Origin of the sequence: Dysosmobacter acutus, assembly GCF_018919205.1 — a bacterium.
Lineage (GTDB): Bacteria > Bacillota > Clostridia > Oscillospirales > Oscillospiraceae > Oscillibacter > Oscillibacter acutus.
This window is the reverse complement of sequence record NZ_JAHLQN010000001.1, coordinates 17,314-33,219: the sequence shown is the minus strand read 5'-3', so window position 1 is coordinate 33,219 and position 15,906 is coordinate 17,314. Positions and strand designations below refer to the sequence as shown.

The following is a 15,906-nucleotide window of genomic DNA, read 5'->3' as shown; positions in this document are numbered from 1 at the left end:
GGCGGAACATGTTGAAAACAAATCAAAAGGATGTCCGGAACCAGATGGTTCCGGACATCCTTTGATAATAATTTGAATCGATCAGCGTTTGGAGAGCTTGTGAGCGGCTCGGTAATCATACAGACCCAAAAGAGGTCCAAACAGCAAGAGATTCAGACAGAGGGCAAGCTGCGTGTGGGCCGGACCAAGGGTGGCGGCGCTTTAGCAATACCGTTTATCAAGAATCTCAACGTGCCGCTCTTCGATTCGCTTTTGTACCCAGTCGCGATTCTGAGTGCCGCTGCGTGCGGCGAGCACCTTTGCCTCATCCTGTGTGCGGTATTTTTTAGCGGCCTCTAACACCTGGGGCGCGTCCCGCAGCGGAATGACAATTACGCCGTCTCCATCCGCAACGATGATATCGCCGGGAGCCACACTGATACCGCCGCAGGCAATGGGAACATTGATCTCACCCGGGCCATCCTTGTGCGGACCGCCAGGTGTGGAGCCAGTGGCATAGACAGGGAGCGTCATTGCGCGCAGTTCGTCCGCATCGCGGATTGGCCCGTCGAGGACCAATCCGCCAAGCCTACGCTGATATTGGGCATACGTGAACATGACCTCGCCCATCAGTGCGCGGGTTGAATCTTCATCATTTGAAACCACAAGGATATCCCCGGGCTGTGCCATATCAAGAGCTTGGTGGATCATGAGATTGTCCCCGCCTCTGCTTTTTACGGTCAAAGCAGGGCCTGCGATGATCCCGCAAGCGCCGCTCATCCGTTTGATGCGCGGATGCATCGCGCAGGAACGGCCCATTGTGTCGGCGATATTGGCTGCGGGGATGGAGGAAAATGCGGCGACCAGGGCTTTGTCCGGCAGGGGACGCCGCAGAAAAATGCGGTTTCCAATTGGCATGGTTTATATCCTCCTGTACCATTTGTGCTGCCCTTATGCAAAAGCCTATAGGGCTGCGTTCTTTTTCTTGCAAGCTTGCCGTGGGGGCAGAGGAAAGTCAGAAGAGCCAGTCAGCAAACGCGGGATAAAAACGGGAGAAGCACTCAGCATATTGGCAGGTTTTACGCCCGCCCATGCGTCGAAAATGATTCGCCCGCATCTGCGCTTTTGCAACATAGTTTTCAATAATGCCTTTTTGTGTTTCGTTGCAGAGCATCGCCTGCTGTTTGATGTTCCAGACATCGGTGATGTCAATGTAGATATCCGGCTGAAAGCCGCTCATATCCGGCATATGCGGCTCAAAACCAAACATGCATGTCACGGAAACCGGCGCTTGACCATCACGGAACCCGGCCGCTCCGGCCAGAATGCTTGCCTGCCACACCAGCTCGGCTGCCAAGCCGTGATCCTGATTCATCACATCCCGGTTTCTGTCGTGTGTGAGCAGGATAGTGGGAGCGAAAGCTCGTACCGAACCGGCGAGCCGTTCGGTCAGCTCCTGGCTCGCCGAAAGAGGATAATCAACAAGGTCCCAATACTCTGCCTCCTTTACACCGAGCGCATTGACAATGGCCTCGGCTTCAGCATGCCGCCGCTGTTTGGCATCTTCCCATGTGCGTGTCGGATCCTTCCACAAGGAGGTGGATTCGCCGCGCAGTCCATAGGATAGGATGATGACCTTCACCGGCAATCCCGCTGCTGCATATTTGGCAACAGTGCCTCCGCAGCGCCACACCAGGTCGCCGACATGGGCGGCCACCACCATAAGCCTGTCTTGATTCATTTGCACACATCCTTTCTCTCTCATTTCATGGAAGTCAATCTGTCAGTTGCCAGGTTAAGCCGTTTGCGTCTGAAAAGCTGCTGACAGTCCGACCGGTATCGGCAATGAACTTATTCTCGGTTTTGAATTTGATCCCTTGGGCTTTGAGACTGAGCGTGTCCTTCGGATCGGCGCGAAAGGCGATGTGGTGCACGCCCGTAAAGCCGCCGGCTTTGACGGGATGGATTTCAAGGACAACCTGATTTTCCCCCTCAAGGCTCATTTCGACGGAGCTGCGCGGCGCAGGAGCGCGGCGCAGGATTTTCAGTCCAAGCTTGCCAAGCATTGCGACGGTCGCATCCAAATCTTCGACTTTGATGTCGATGTGGTCGATCCTTGTAATCATGTCATTACACCTCCATTGTCCAACCGTAGGGATCGGGAACCAGGCCGCGCTGGATCTGCGTAAGCCGCTCAAAGAGCGTGAAAGTCACCGTGCCGATGCTGCCGTTACCGATGTTCATGTGGCATTCACCATAGGTCAACTCCCCCACTGGAGCGATGCAGGCACCAGTGCCGCAGCCAAATGCTTCCTGCAGCGTACCATCGGCATGGGCTGTCATAATTTCCTGAATAGAGATGCGGCGCTCCACCGTTTGATAGCCCAAATCTTTCGCAATAGCCAGCAGAGAACGGCGGGTAATGCCGTCGAGAATGGTGCCGCTGAGATCTGGGGTGATGAGTTCGCCCTTGATGACAAAGAAGATGTTCATTTGCCCCATTTCCTCAACATACCTGCGTTCAGCGCCGTCGAGCCAGAGAACTTGCGTATAGCCCTGCGCCTTGGCCTTTGCCTGCGCTGCAAAGGTGGAGGCGTAGTTTCCGGCACATTTCGCTGTTCCGGTGCCGCCCCTGACAGCGCGGGCCTGCTCCTTCTCCACATAGATACGCACGGGCTTGGGGCCCTTGGGAATATGAGGACGACCCGGCGTCAGCATGGCCATGCAGGTATAGTCCTTTGCCGGTCGCGCACCGAAGACCGGTTCGGTTGCAATAATCATTGGACGTATATAGATGGAATCCACATTGGAATCCTGAATCCAGTCCAGATCAGTTTTGAGAAGTTCCTTCAGATAGTCGAGGAGTTCCTCTTCACAGACCTGTGGGATACAGATTCGCTCGCAGGAGTGGTTGAGACGACGCATATGGTCCATCGGGCGGAACAGGAGCAAACGCCCATCTTCGGTGCGGTAGGCTTTCATGCCCTCGAAAATCTCCTGGCCATAGTGAAAGCACATTGTCGCAGGAGTTAAGGCAAGCGCGCCAAAGGGCAGGATGCGCGGGTCATGCCATCCCTCTGCTTCGGTGTAATCCATAAGGAACATGTGGTCAGTCAGAATGTTTCCGAACCCCTTGCTGTAATCCTGCGGCTTTGTTTTGGGGTACTGTGTACGGGTAATTGTAAGGGCCATGTTACTTCTCCTTTCTGGATGGCGCGGGGATATTTTCACCAGCTTCGTCTTCAAATTCGCGGCCCCAGCCGATGAATACGGAAAGAACCAGCACGGCAATGAGAACCCAGCTGTAGAACGCATAAGGGATGATCTGAGCTACGTTGTAGCCCTCTGCAAGAGCGCCCGACTCAGTGGCGAGATTAAAGGTCAAAAGCATACAGGTGCCGTAAGGCAATAAGCCTCCGAAAGCGACGGCGATTCCGTCCAATAAGTTGGAACCCCTGTGGCGGGCAATATTTTGCTGTTTGAGAATCCGCCTGACAACGGGGCCGGAGACAACCATGGAGCAGTTGTTCTTAGGGATAAAGGCCATTGTAAACATCACCAGGCCGATGCAGCTGAACTCAGCGGAGACAGGGGTTTTGCAATGCCGGCCAATGCCGCTGACGACTACGTCAAGCGCACCGGATTCGCTCAGCATTTGCATAAGAATAAAGAGCAGGAAGGAATAAACAGAGAGGCCGATCATACCGTTAATGCCCGCGATGACAACACCCGAGCTTGAAATCACACCCTCCTGCCAGTCCAACAGGCCGGAAACAAGTGCAACAGCAAGTGAGATCATCGTCGCGGTAAAAAGAGCGGAGAGCATTTTTGAGCCTCGAAGCATCATCACGATGAGAACGGCGGGGCCGATGAGCAGCAGAAGAGACTTTGCCGCGCCGGCGTCAAGCGTCACGATGGAGTCGGTCGGAGTAAAGGTGGAAATTCCGAACACAATGAACAGAACACAGGTAATGAGACCCGCAGTGATGGAATACTTTAGCCGGGTCTTCACGCAGATGGGGACATCCGTCTCCTGCGTAACGGCTGAAATGATTGTGGTGTCGGAGATAGGGGCAAGATTATCGCCGAAGTAGGCGCCGCCGACAATCGCGCCCATGACCAGAAGAGGATTGCAGCCAAGCATGACAGCGGCTGGGAAAAGCACAGGAGCGATGGTGTTGATGGTGCCCACAGAGGTGCCGGTCGCAGTGGCCAGCAGGCAGCCAATTAAGAAAATTGCAAGGGGGAAAAATTTCCCGCTGGCGCCAATGAGCTGGGAAAACCAGAGAATACCATTGGGCAGGCCTCCAATTGTCAGAATTTTTGCAAAGATACCGACGAAGAGGAAAATAGAGAGCATGGTTGCACACATTGAGCTGCTCAGACCGCGAATAATGACTTCCGTGAATTCCCGCTTGTCCTTCATCAGCAAAAAGGCTGCGCAGATCGCCGCAAAGCCCGCGATCCAAAACGCGTTGGTGGAGGTATTCCCGGTGGAAAAGAGGCCGACAATGCTTATGCCCATTACAATTAGCGGGATGAAAGCCCCGAAGTTTCCACCATGGAATAAAAGCTTTTTGCCGCCGTTGGTGTCGAATCCTGCCATAAAGTTTTTCTCCTTCCATAAAATATACCGGTGTTGTGAAGGCTCCACAACACCGGTATAACAGGAAAGAACAAAAATGTCAATAGCTCTACAACAATTTTAAAAATTGTTGTAGAAAAAACTTAATCTCTATTTTTGTCAAACACCCCGTATTTGATATTATATTTTTCCTTCCACTCCAGGTAGGTCATCTTCTCAATACCCAGCTTATGGCTGATAATTGTGATCATCAGCTCGGCGGCAAACTGGGCGGCCATGTTGGACGAGAAGATGTTCATGCTCTGTGAGCCTGCGGCAATAACGATGTCCGCGCCGTTAGCCATGGGAGAGGAGGCTCTGTCCGTGAAAATAATCAGTTTGGCGCCCTTGTCCCTGGCCATTTCCGCAACACCTTTGGACATTTTAAAATAGCGCGGAAAGGTAAAGAGCACAACACAATCTTCTTCGGTGAGGTTCATCATCTTGTCAACTGCACTGGAGTCTGCGGTCAGACTATCATGAACGTTCGGCATGATCAAGGAGAGCATCAGCTTGAAAAAACCGGCAATGTTGCTGCTTGCGCGAAAACCGCAGATCAGCTTTTGGCGGCTTGCAATGATCATGTCTGCAGCCTCCTCAAACTTGGAAAGGTCATTGTTTTCATAGACGCCGCGCAAACTGCCCACAGCGGTGGTAAACCACTGCTGTGCAAGATTCTCCACATTGCATGCATCACTTTGCAGCGGGTGGCGGTTCTTCAGCCGTTCCAAGGGAGATATATCCTCAATGGTACTGCTGCTGAGCATGTCCGTGGCTTTTTCCCGCAGGCGGCGCTGCATGTCGGAAAAACCGTCGAAACCGAGTGCGCGGGTCACACGGATAACAGAGGCATCGCTGACGCCGATCTCGCTTGCAACGGCCGTCGCCGTCATAAAGCACAGGCGGGATTCGTTTTCCAAAAGATATTCGGCAATCCGGTAGCCCGTCTTTGTCAGCTTGGTGTGAATCACTCTTTCCTCAAGCAATGAGACCATATCTAACCTCCATAAGACATCAATTTTTTTGATTGTTCCCATTATATCTTGGAAATTCTGCAAAGACAAGAGCCAGCCGCCCGCGCTGAAGTCGTTTGCATGCCGATTTTGCTCCCTTGGAAAAATACCTGCCGTGCCTTCTCGAACACAGACATATCAGAGACCGACCTCGCTGCCAATTCAGCCTTGAAAATGCCCTGTATTATTGCAAATACTGCAATATAGTGCGATGTGCTTTCACAAATACCGTTCCATCGGGCCTGTGGAGTTAAATGCTGATAAAAAAATTCCCCGGAAAGGCAAAGCTTTCCGGGGAAAATATCGCTTTTATCGCTTGGAGAACTGAGGTGCGCGTCTGGCCGCTTTGAGGCCGTATTTCTTGCGCTCTTTCATGCGGGGGTCACGGGTCAGGAAACCGGCCTTCTTCAGAATGGGGCGGTACTCCTCGTTGGCCAGCAACAGGGCCCGGGCAATGCCGTGGCGCAGGGCGCCGGCCTGGCCGGAGACGCCGCCGCCGGTGACGGTTGCCACAATGTCCATTTTGCCCACGTTGTCGGTGGCAGCCAGAGGCTGACGGACCACCATCTTCAGAGTGTCGAGGCCGAAATACTCCTCGATGTCACGGCCGTTGATGGTGATGGAGCCGGTGCCGTTGGGGAACAGATGGACGCGTGCGACAGAAGACTTTCTGCGGCCGGTACCATACAGATAAGGCTTTTTAGACTGATACATGACTTACTCCTCCTTATTCTACGGTCCAAACCTCAGGCTTCTGGGCCTGCTGTTCGTAGTTTTCGTCAGCGTAGATGCGCAGACGCTTCAGAGAATCCTTGGTCACGGTGTTGCGGGGCATCATGCCGCGGATTGCGACGCGCATGGCAGTCTCGGGCTTGTCCTGCATCAGAATGCGGTAGGGGGTCTCCTTCAGACCGCCCACCCAGCCGGAGTGGGTGCGGTAGATCTTCTGGGTCATCTTCTTGCCGGTCAGAACGGCCTTGCCCGCGTTGATGATGATCACGCAGTCGCCGCAGTCGGCATGGGGGGTGTAAGTGGGCTTGTTCTTGCCGCGCAGCAGATCGGCGGCGGCCACGGCGGTTTTGCCCAGGGGCTTGCCGGCAGCGTCCAGAATGTACCACTTGCGCTCAATGTTGGCCTTGCTTGCCATAAAAGTGGACATGGTTCTTCCTCCTGTATCTTGTAGTCGAGATCGGACTTTACAAATCAAAGGCTCCGGGGTTAAAATCGGAGCAAGACTATTTATAGCATATGGAGTTCAGCCTGTCAACTGAAAAATGATTTAGCATTGTGAAATCTTAAAAAAGCTCTCGTTATCTTGCGAAATCTCTTGTTTTCTTCCTATGCAATTTTAAATTTTTCAAGAAAGAAAATGCGGGCGCGCAGCGCCCGCAGGAATCCTTGCTATGTAATAGATTATAAAACCCACTGCAGAGCCAGCAGCAGCACCAGTCCCGGGAGCCCCAGCACCCCCACCGTCAGGGCGTTCCACAGGTTGAGCCCCAGGGCCAGCCCGGTGACGGCGGAGGTCAGGTTCACAAGATAGAGCGCCGCAAAGCCCAAAAAGGTGTTGACCAGGAGCTTGAGCGCCAGGCGCAGCGGAGCACGGAACAGCCGCAGCAGGGCCAGCGCCAGGAAAAAGCAGAGGAAGCCCAGAAGGACTTTTTGCGTCATATCCATTTTGCAGCCCCCTTTGTACGTGCGGCGGCAGCGGCCGCCGGACGCTGTTCCTTGATGACGCGGATCAGGTAGTTGTAGCGGGCTTTCAGGGCGTTGATCTGATAAATGCAGGACTCCACCAGCTCTGGATCCACGACCATGTCAAACTGCCGGTAAGCCAGAGCCAGATCCAGCTGTGTTTCATTGAGCTCCGAGCGCAGTTGGTTGAGCCGGGCGTCTTCTGGTGTGCGGGCGGACTTTTTTCCCACGATCCATCCCTCCTGTTGTATCAGTGTACGGAGAGTTTGGACAAATATTCCAATTTTTATACGCGGGAGTGAACTTGAATGGAACGAGAAGCGTTTATGCGCCAGGCCCTGGCCCTGGCCCGGGAGGCATCGGAAGCGGGCGAGGTGCCGGTGGGCTGTGTCGTGGTCCGGGACGGGGAGATTGTGGGCCGGGGCCGCAACCGCAGAGAGGAAAAACAGTCCGCGGCCTCCCACGCGGAGATGGAGGCCATTGCCGAGGCCAACAAAGCGCTGGGCTCCTGGCGGTTGGACGGGTGCGAACTGTATGTGACGCTGGAACCCTGCCCCATGTGCGCCGGAGCGATCCTCAACGCCCGGATCGCCCACGTCTGGTACGGCGCCCGGGACGAATCCTTTGGCGCCTGCGGCGGGGTGACGAACCTCTATATGGAGGAATTTCCCAACCGGCCGGCCCTGACCGGCGGGCTGCTGGCGGAGGAGTGCCGAAATTTGCTGTCGGCGTTTTTCCGGTCTCTGCGCCGATGAAAAAGGGTGGGATTCTCTTCCCGGAGGGAAGCATGGACTCATGGGAAAAAGAAATTTAGTGAATTGGATAGATTTAAGACTTTTGTAACAATTGAGGCTATTTTCCTTAACAAGGGTCCTGTATCTTAATACTTGCAAGAGACAAAACTTCTTTTCATCCAATCTTCCAAAAATAGAGAGCGGGACCGGCTAAAACCGGTCCCGCTCTCTATTTGCATTCTTTTTAAGAATGGGCGCGGCATCCTTGGGTCAGCCTATCGTCACAGAGGGCGCCGCCCGGTTCAAAATCACTCTGGCCGCCACGGCGCCGCCCAGGGCGTCCACCGCATCTTTGGAGAGCTCCTCCAGGGCGCGGGCCATGTCGTCATGCCTGCTGGCGTCCATGTACTCCATGACCACGATCACATGGCGGCTCCGCTCCGTGACCATGGTGCGCTGACCGTCCCGCCAGTTCCAGCAGCGGCAGACGGCGCCTTTGTTGTCCAGATAGCAGACCTCGCCGGGAAGGGTGGGGTCGTTTTCCTCCTCCCCCAAGGCCAGAAAGTCGTCTCCGCCGGCGCTGACGCTGAGGCGGAGGTCGCCGTCAAAGGCATCCACATCCTCGGCGCCGCATGGGAAGCCATAGGTGAGAGAAACAGTGTTGTAAAGGTCCACCAGAGGGTTGATGGGCCCGACGCCCTTGCCCTTGTCCACGCGGCGCAGCAGCGCCTCGATGGAGGAGCGCACGCCCTTTTTGGTCTTGAAACGGCTGTAGGCCTGACGCCAGGCGGCCACTGCCGGGCACTGGCTGAGCACCGGCTCCGTGATCCACTTTTTTGCCGTCTCATTGGCCTCGGCCAGCCGGGCTGCCAGCTCAGGCGCCTCATGCGAATTGTCAATGTCCCGCAGCACCAGCACGCCGATTTCGCTCTCCGGGAACAGGGACCAAAAGGGAGCTTCAATAATAAATTCAGACATCTGTGGAATCCTCCTCATGATGAACGGAACGGCTCAAACGGCGTCCGGGAGGGGAGAAGCCCTCCGGGCGGCAGAGCAGTAAAATGGATAGGGACAGCACCGCCCCGGCGAAGTAGAACAACGCCTCGGAAGTGATGCCGGGGCAGTCGGCCAAGGCGGTCAGACAAAAGACCACGGCCATCGCCGCGCACAGGGCCAGATGGCGGATCTGGGCGCAGACAAAGGCAAAGGCGGAGAGCTTATAAAAGGTGAGCAGCAAAAGGGCCAGGGCTAAAATTTCCACATAGTAGTGCTCCACCACCGGGTTGACGGAATAGCTGCGATACTTTAAAATCAGTTGAATGACATAGTATCCCACCGGTGCCAGCAGAAGGTTGGGGGGGATATCCACCTGGCGGATGGAGCCGGAAATCACGAAAAAGAGAGCGGCGGCGCAAAGGACCGTCAGGACGCCGGAAACCATGGCGGCGGAGTCGGAATAGGAGTCGCGCAGGGCGGCGGCCACAGTCCATACGCCGGAGGCGGCCAGCAAAAAATCCCCTGTGATCAGCAGCGCGGGCACCAGGTCGCCGCTGGTGGCAAAACGGGTGCAGAACCGGCAGGGCATGCTGTCCTTCGGCGTGGAGCGCAGCAGGAGAAAAAGGGCCGCGCCGGCCAGCGCGAAGAGGAGAAGCAGGGGCCAGAACGGTCCGTCCTTCGGCAGGCCGGTGCCCGGCTCATAACCGGTGCTGTTGCGGTAGAGCCGGAGAAAAAAACCGCAGACGCCGCCTGATATCGCCGTCAGCACCAGAGCGGGTTTTTGTTTCATACAAATCCTCCCCTGTGGGATTCCATTCAAATTGACAATCAGTATAACACCTTGGCCGGCATTTGTCCACCGAACATCTTTTGCCCCGGCGGTGAATAGAGATAGAGTCAAAGAAGGCGGAGCCTGTTCGCTCCCCTTCACGTTGGCGGATTTGAATGGGACAAGCTGCCGGACAACAAGAAAGGATACGCTATGAGACAGAATCTGATTGCATCGGTGGTCCTGATCGCCCTGCTGTTCACCATACCGCTTGTGTTCCTGCGTCCGGAAAAGGAACCGGAGGAGCAGGAGGCGGCGGAGATTTTTCCACAGGTGGAGCCGGGGGAGATGGACGCCGCCTCCACGCTGCAGGTGAAGCAGGGGGACACGGTGACGGAGATGAGCCTGGGGGCTTACCTCCAGGGCGTGGTCCGGGCGGAGATGCCCGCCTCCTTTGAGATTGAGGCGCTGAAGGCCCAGACGGTGGCCGCCCGCACTTACACGCTCTATAAGATCAGGACCGGGGGAAACCACGCCGACGCGGACATCTGCACCGACTCCAAGTGCTGCCAGGCCTGGATTTCCCGGGAGGCCGCCGCCTCCAACTGGGGCCGGTCCGCCTCGGCCAACGAGTATAAGATCGACACGGCCGTGGCGGAGACGGACGGCATGACCATGCTGTACGACGGAAGCCCGATTCTTGCGGTGTTCCACTCCTCCTCCGCGGGACGGACCCGGAACTCGGAGGATGTGTGGAGCAGTGAGCTGCCCTATCTGCGCGCGGTGGACTCCATGGAGGAGGGGGACGGAATCCCCAACTATTACAGCCGCGTGGAATTCACGCCTGAGAAATTCAAGGAGCTCTTTTTGGCAAAGCACCCGGAGGCACAGCTCACGGGGGACGCTTCCGGCTGGCTCACCAATTTCGTGATGGACAACCTCAGCGTGAAAACCGTGGATGTGGGCGGCGTCACCGTCCGGGGCACGGAAGTGCGCGGCATTTTCTCGCTGCGCTCCGCCGCCTTTGAAGTGTCGGTTGCGGACGGGAAGATGGTTTTTTATGTGACCGGATTCGGCCATGGCGTTGGGATGAGCCAGTACGGGGCCAACCAAATGGCCAAGGCGGGCAGCACCTATCTAAAGATTCTCACCCATTACTACACCGGCGTGTCGGTGGAGCCCTACGCACTGGGGTAGCGCTTTACAAAGCGGTGGGAATTGTGTAAAATGGTGCTGAAACAGGGAAGCGGAAAGGGGGCGGTTTTGTGAAAAAGAGGATGGGTGCGCTGATCCTTGCGCTGGCACTGTGTCTCCCGCTTGTGACGGTGTCCGCGGCGGACACGGTCTACTTCACCTCCATGAACGATTCGCTCATGGGCCTCTCAGACTCCGCCATGCCTTACTGGTCCGGCGGCTACCTGTATGTGCCCGCCTCCAATTTCAACGGTCGGGACATCAACGTCTACTACTCCCGCAGCGCCGACAAGCAGACCATTATTCTCTACTCCGGCAAGCGGGCGCTGAGCTTTGACCTGGGGCAGGACGCGACCTACGACAGCTACGGCAACATCTATGCTGAGCGGGCCCAGCTGCGGGGCGGAACACCCTATGTGCCCGTGGCCCGGGTGGCCTCCTTTTTCGATCTGACCTATACCAACACCAAGGTGGACCACGGCTATCTGGTCCGGGTCCGGGACGGCAACGCCATGTTGGACGACCGGGAGTTCATCGAGGCCGCCGGAGCGCTGATGGACAGCCGCTACAATGAGTACAAAAAGGCGGGCACGCCCTCCACGCCTGTGGTGCCGGAGCCGCCTGTGACAGGCACCGCCCCGGGCCAGACCGGAGAGGAGGACCCGGGCACGGTGGGAAACAGGCTCTACCTCTGCTTCCTTGTGACAGACGTGCCGGCGGCGGAGCAGCTTGTTTCCGTTTTAAGCGCCAACCAGGCCCAGGCTTCCTTTTACATTCAGGACTCGCTGCTGCCCTCCGCGGGGGATTTGGCGCGCCGGCTGACGGCCTCCGGGTTTTCCGTGGGATTGGCGGCGGACGGCGCCGGCGGCGCGGAGGAGGCCCTGGAGCGGCTGAGAGAGGGCAATGAGCTGCTGTTTCGCGCCTGCGGGATGAAGACCAGGCTGGCCCTGGTAACGGGCGCTTCCGCCCAGACGGCGGAGCGTATCGGCGAGGAGGGGTTCCTGCTTCTCCAGAGCCGGGTGGAGTACACGTCCCTCACCTCTTCCGCCCGGGCGTCCGCGCTGCAGCGCCGGATCGGCAGCCGCGGCGGCAATGTCACCGTCTACCTGGGCAGCCAGACCACGGCCGCGGGACTGAGGGCCTTCCTCTCTTTGGCCAGGGGCCAGGAGGACCGGCTGCTGGCCATGACGGAAACCACCTGATGGATTTACAGAATGTTCAACAAACTTGGAAAAAACCGGGTATAATCATACTGTTCAGCTGAGTTCAGCGGTTTGTGGAAACCGCCTAAATAAATGGAGGGAACAGCCATGGGACGCAACATACTGGTGGTGGAGGACGACCCCAATATTTCCGACCTCATTCGCATGTATCTGGTGAAAGAGGGGTTTGACGTGCGGATCGCCGGCGACGGCGGCCGGGCGCTGGAGGAATTTGCCAAAGGGGTGCCGGACCTGATCCTCCTTGACATCATGCTGCCGGTGATGGACGGATGGACGGTCTGCGCCAAAATCCGGGAGACCTCCAAGGTGCCCATCATCATGCTCACCGCGAAAAGCGAGGTCTTTGACAAGATTCACGGCCTGGAGATGGGCGCGGACGACTATATCATCAAGCCCTTTGAGATGAAGGAGCTGATCGCCCGGATCAACGCGGTGCTGCGCCGCACCGAGATTCCGGACGACACGAAAAAGCGTTTGGTATTTGATAAGCTGGTCATCAACCTGGACTCCTATGAGCTGATCGTGGATGGGAAAAAGGTGGACACGCCGCCCAAGGAGCTGGAACTCCTCTACCATCTGGCCGCAACTCCCAACCGGGTCTATACCCGCAACCAGCTGTTGGACGAGGTGTGGGGCTTTGACTATTTCGGCGACAGCCGCACCGTGGACGTGCACATCAAGCGGCTGCGGGAAAAGGTGGAAAACGTCTCCGACCAGTGGGCGCTGAAGACGGTGTGGGGCGTGGGCTACAAGTTTGAGCTGACCGGCGGCAAGCAGCCGTAAGCGGTTTTTCGACAATTTATAAGCGGAGGAGATCCGGTAGAGGATGGGTAAGCAGAAAAACAGAGCGGGCCAAGGCCTGTACTGGCGGCAGTTCCGGCTGACCGCCGGCATGGTGCTGCTGACGTTATTCCTGTTGGGCGCGTCTTTTTTCGCCCTGAGCTACAACTATGCCAGGGATGAAAAAAGCGCGGACCTCCAGGCCAAGGCCCAGACGGTGGCGGAGCTGTCCGCGGATTACCTGGAGTCCAACGTGGAGACCCAGGGCGAGGCGCTGCAGCAGCTGGCCACCTTTGCCGCCTCTGTCTCCGACGCCAACTTTCTGATCTGCAACGTCCGGGGCGAGGCGCTTTTGACCACTGACCGGTCCCTGGACGGGAAGACCGTGACCCTGCCCGCCGACATGGCCCAGCGCGTCCTGACCGACGGGCGGTACGCGGGCCGCAGCACCATCAATGGAACCTACGAAAAGTCCCGCATGGTCATCGCCGTGCCCGCCGCCTCCCGCTTAAGCGGCGACACGGTGGGAATTGTTCTGGCCGTCACCGACGCGGCGGCGGTCAACGGCATGTGGCGCAATTTCATCGGGTTGTTCTTCATGACCTCCATGGTGGTTCTGATGATCGCATTTGTGACCTCCTCCGTCACCACCATGCAGCAGATCAAGCCCATCCAGGACATGGTCCGGGCCACCCGCCAGTATGCGGAGGGGAATTTTGATATCCGCATGGAGGATTACGGCCGCACCGACGAGATCGGCGAGCTGGCAACCTCCTTCAACGCCATGGCCGAATCGCTACAGCAGACGGAGAGGCAGCGGCGTGAGTTCATTGCCAACATCTCCCACGAGCTCAAGACGCCCATGACCACCATCGCCGGCTACACCGACGGCATCCTGGACGGCACCATCCCGCCGGAGAACGAGCGGCAGTACCTTCAGATCATCTCCGACGAGAGCCGGCGCCTGAGCCGTCTGGTGCGGCGCATGCTGGACGTGTCCCAGCTCCAGTCCATGGACCCCCTGCGGCCCGGGGAGCACTTCGATATCTGCGAAAGCGCCAGGCGGGTGCTGATCTCCATGGAGCGGAAAATTACGGACAAGGGCCTGGACGTGGACGCGGATATTCCGGAGGAGCCCATTCTGGTGTTGGGCGACAACGACCTGATCACCCAGGTGATCTACAACCTTTTGGAAAATGCCACCAAGTTTGCCCGCCCGGGCACCAATTTGTACCTTGGTGTGAAGCTGCAGGACGCCAAGGCCCGGGTGACGGTGCAGAACTTAGGCGACACCATCCCGGCGGAGGAGCTGCCGCTGCTGTTCGAGCGGTTCCACAAGAGCGACAAGTCCCGCAGCGAGGATAAAGACGGCGTGGGGCTGGGCCTGTACATCGTCAAGACGATTCTGGAGCAGCACAGGGAGAAGATCAATGTAACCAGTGAGAATGGAGTCACCACGTTTTCCTTCTCACTGAACGCTGAGTAAGGGGCCGATATGGAGAATGAATTCAATCAGGTCCCGGCCTCCGGCCTGCCGGACGCGGGGCTGCCGGCGGCGGGGCCTGCCGGACCGCAGTGGGACCCCCGGGAGGTGGTGGAGTACTACGTGCCGGGAGGCGCCGAAGAGGTGGTGGAGCGGTACGTCAGCGGCTACACGCTGCCCCAGTACCGAAAACAGCCCATCCGCCGCCGGCGCGGCAAGAAGGGGTTTTTGATTTTTCTTGGCTGCATCGCGGCGCTGGCCGGGATGACGGCGGCCTATTATCTGATACCGGATCAGGTCTTTTCCGAGCGGCCCGGATTCACGTATGAAACGCCCGCCAAGGAGATCACCATGGACACCTATCCCACCGGGGGTGATGTGCGGCTGACGCTGCGCGCCTTCACCGGGGAAGTCCTCAGCGCCCAGGAGATCTACCGGAAGGTAAATCCCTCCGTGGTGACGGTCATGGTGCAGCTGGAGGACGGCATCGGCGTGGGGACCGGCGTGATCTTCACCTCCGACGGTTATATCCTCACCAACTATCATGTGGTGGAGGGGGGCAGCCACTGCACCGTGGCGCTGGACTACGGGCGGGTCATCGAGGCCAGATACGTGGCCGGGGACGCGGACAACGATCTGGCCGTGCTGAAAGCCGACGCGGAGGGGCTGAGCGCGGCGGAATTCGGCGACTCCAACGCCCTCATGGTGGGAGACCCGGTCTACGCCATCGGAAACCCCCTGGGCGTGGAGCTGCGGGGCACGCTGACCGACGGGATCGTCTCGGCCATCAACCGGGACGTGCAGGTCCAGGGGCGGACACTGACGCTGATCCAGACCAACGCGGCGCTGAACAGCGGCAATTCCGGCGGTCCGCTGATCAACTGCTGCGGCCAGGTGGTGGGCATCAACACCATCAAGATGAGCACCAACTACAAGACCACCATTGAGGGTCTGGGCTTTGCCCTGCCAACCAGCGTCATCACCTACATGGTCAACGACCTCATCCAGTATGGGGAGATCCGCTCCGAGCCCACCTTAGGCATCACCGTGCAGCCGCTGGCCACGCTGCTGCCGGACGGCAACCAGGGCATCGAGGTGGAGGAGGTTTCCCATGGGTCCGGCGCCCATCAGGCGGGACTGCGCCCCGGCGATATCATTGTGGAGGCGGAGGGGGAGAGGGTATCCACCAGCGCGGACCTGCTGCGCATCCGTCGGGGAATTCTGGCGGGTGAGAGCATGGAACTGCTCATCTGGCGGGACGGGGAGTATCTGAACCTCTCCGTGGTGCTGCTCTCCAAGTGACAAAAAAGAGCCGGACAAACTGTCCGGCTCTTTTCCATGGGCGGCGGTTTCCGCGTACAGGAGCTGCCCGCTGACAGGTGCCGCCCCGGCACCTATCAGGCAAAGAGGCGGACG

Annotated in this window: 18 protein-coding genes; 6 read left to right on the top strand and 12 right to left on the bottom strand. The window is 57.7% G+C overall.

Translation table 11 applies throughout. The features are described 5' to 3' along the window. Positions 1–201 precede the first annotated feature (201 nt). From KQI82_RS00200 to KQI82_RS00155, 10 genes are all read right to left on the bottom strand, one after another. Entirely contained in the window at positions 202–897 is a 696-nt protein-coding gene (locus tag KQI82_RS00200) for an RraA family protein (protein ID WP_216557023.1), read from the bottom strand. A 97-nt stretch (positions 898–994) separates the two neighbouring features. Then, a complete protein-coding gene (locus tag KQI82_RS00195) occupies positions 995–1,720 on the bottom strand; it encodes a PIG-L deacetylase family protein (protein ID WP_216557020.1) in 726 nt (241 codons plus the stop codon). Between the two features lie 34 nt (positions 1,721–1,754). After that, positions 1,755–2,105, bottom strand: a complete 351-nt coding sequence (locus KQI82_RS00190) for a VOC family protein (protein ID WP_216557017.1) — start codon at positions 2,103–2,105, stop codon at positions 1,755–1,757. Between the two features lie 4 nt (positions 2,106–2,109). Continuing rightward, positions 2,110–3,171, bottom strand: a complete 1,062-nt coding sequence (locus KQI82_RS00185) for a branched-chain amino acid aminotransferase (RefSeq protein WP_216557014.1) — start codon at positions 3,169–3,171, stop codon at positions 2,110–2,112. A gap of 1 nt (position 3,172) precedes the next feature. Further along, the gene (locus KQI82_RS00180) at positions 3,173–4,585 is read right to left on the bottom strand and encodes a Na+/H+ antiporter NhaC family protein (protein WP_216557011.1); all 1,413 of its coding nucleotides are present in this window, start codon (positions 4,583–4,585) and stop codon (positions 3,173–3,175) included. Positions 4,586–4,707: 122 nt separating this feature from the next. Beyond that, positions 4,708–5,640, bottom strand: a complete 933-nt coding sequence (locus tag KQI82_RS00175; protein ID WP_216557007.1) for a MurR/RpiR family transcriptional regulator — start codon at positions 5,638–5,640, stop codon at positions 4,708–4,710. 285 nt (positions 5,641–5,925) lie between these two features. Beyond that, positions 5,926–6,330 carry a 30S ribosomal protein S9 gene (gene rpsI, locus KQI82_RS00170; RefSeq protein ID WP_187333114.1) on the bottom strand — a complete coding sequence of 135 codons (405 nt, stop codon included), beginning with the start codon at positions 6,328–6,330 and terminating at the stop codon, positions 5,926–5,928. Positions 6,331–6,343: 13 nt separating this feature from the next. Continuing rightward, the gene (gene rplM / locus KQI82_RS00165; RefSeq protein WP_216557004.1) at positions 6,344–6,775 is read right to left on the bottom strand and encodes a 50S ribosomal protein L13; all 432 of its coding nucleotides are present in this window, start codon (positions 6,773–6,775) and stop codon (positions 6,344–6,346) included. A 254-nt stretch (positions 6,776–7,029) separates the two neighbouring features. Further along, positions 7,030–7,293 (bottom strand): pro-sigmaK processing inhibitor BofA family protein, encoded by a 264-nt coding sequence (locus tag KQI82_RS00160; RefSeq protein ID WP_216557001.1) that lies wholly within the window; start codon positions 7,291–7,293, stop codon positions 7,030–7,032. Further along, positions 7,284–7,541: a DUF2508 family protein gene (locus KQI82_RS00155; protein WP_338148929.1), complete on the bottom strand. Its 258-nt coding sequence runs from the start codon at positions 7,539–7,541 to the stop codon at positions 7,284–7,286. Before KQI82_RS00155 ends, KQI82_RS00160 begins: the two co-directional genes overlap by 10 nt. Before the next feature lie 78 nt (positions 7,542–7,619). Between KQI82_RS00155 and KQI82_RS00150 the strand changes: the two genes are divergently transcribed. Continuing rightward, positions 7,620–8,066: a nucleoside deaminase gene (locus KQI82_RS00150; protein ID WP_216556998.1), complete on the top strand. Its 447-nt coding sequence runs from the start codon at positions 7,620–7,622 to the stop codon at positions 8,064–8,066. Positions 8,067–8,315: 249 nt separating this feature from the next. On the opposite strand, the gene KQI82_RS00145 is transcribed toward KQI82_RS00150, so the two are convergent. Beyond that, positions 8,316–9,023 (bottom strand): B3/B4 domain-containing protein, encoded by a 708-nt coding sequence (locus KQI82_RS00145; RefSeq protein ID WP_216556995.1) that lies wholly within the window; start codon positions 9,021–9,023, stop codon positions 8,316–8,318. Next, positions 9,016–9,831, bottom strand: coding sequence for a hypothetical protein (locus tag KQI82_RS00140; protein ID WP_216556992.1), 816 nt, complete (start codon positions 9,829–9,831; stop codon positions 9,016–9,018). Before KQI82_RS00140 ends, KQI82_RS00145 begins: the two co-directional genes overlap by 8 nt. 192 nt (positions 9,832–10,023) lie before the next feature. Here KQI82_RS00140 and spoIID point away from each other — a divergent pair, with 192 nt between their 5' ends. The 5 genes from spoIID (at position 10,024) to KQI82_RS00115 (ending at position 15,792) form a co-directional block, all read left to right on the top strand. Beyond that, positions 10,024–11,007 carry a stage II sporulation protein D gene (gene spoIID, locus KQI82_RS00135; RefSeq protein ID WP_216556989.1) on the top strand — a complete coding sequence of 328 codons (984 nt, stop codon included), beginning with the start codon at positions 10,024–10,026 and terminating at the stop codon, positions 11,005–11,007. Positions 11,008–11,075: 68 nt separating this feature from the next. Further along, positions 11,076–12,206 (top strand): hypothetical protein, encoded by a 1,131-nt coding sequence (locus KQI82_RS00130; protein ID WP_216556986.1) that lies wholly within the window; start codon positions 11,076–11,078, stop codon positions 12,204–12,206. A 108-nt stretch (positions 12,207–12,314) separates the two neighbouring features. Next, positions 12,315–13,010, top strand: coding sequence for a response regulator transcription factor (locus KQI82_RS00125; protein WP_216556984.1), 696 nt, complete (start codon positions 12,315–12,317; stop codon positions 13,008–13,010). A gap of 43 nt (positions 13,011–13,053) precedes the next feature. Beyond that, complete coding sequence (locus KQI82_RS00120) at positions 13,054–14,493, top strand: ATP-binding protein (RefSeq protein WP_216556982.1); 1,440 nt, start codon at positions 13,054–13,056, stop codon at positions 14,491–14,493. Between the two features lie 9 nt (positions 14,494–14,502). Continuing rightward, on the top strand, positions 14,503–15,792 hold the full coding sequence (locus KQI82_RS00115; protein WP_216556980.1) for a S1C family serine protease: 1,290 nt from the start codon (positions 14,503–14,505) through the stop codon (positions 15,790–15,792). Positions 15,793–15,906 lie beyond the last annotated feature (114 nt).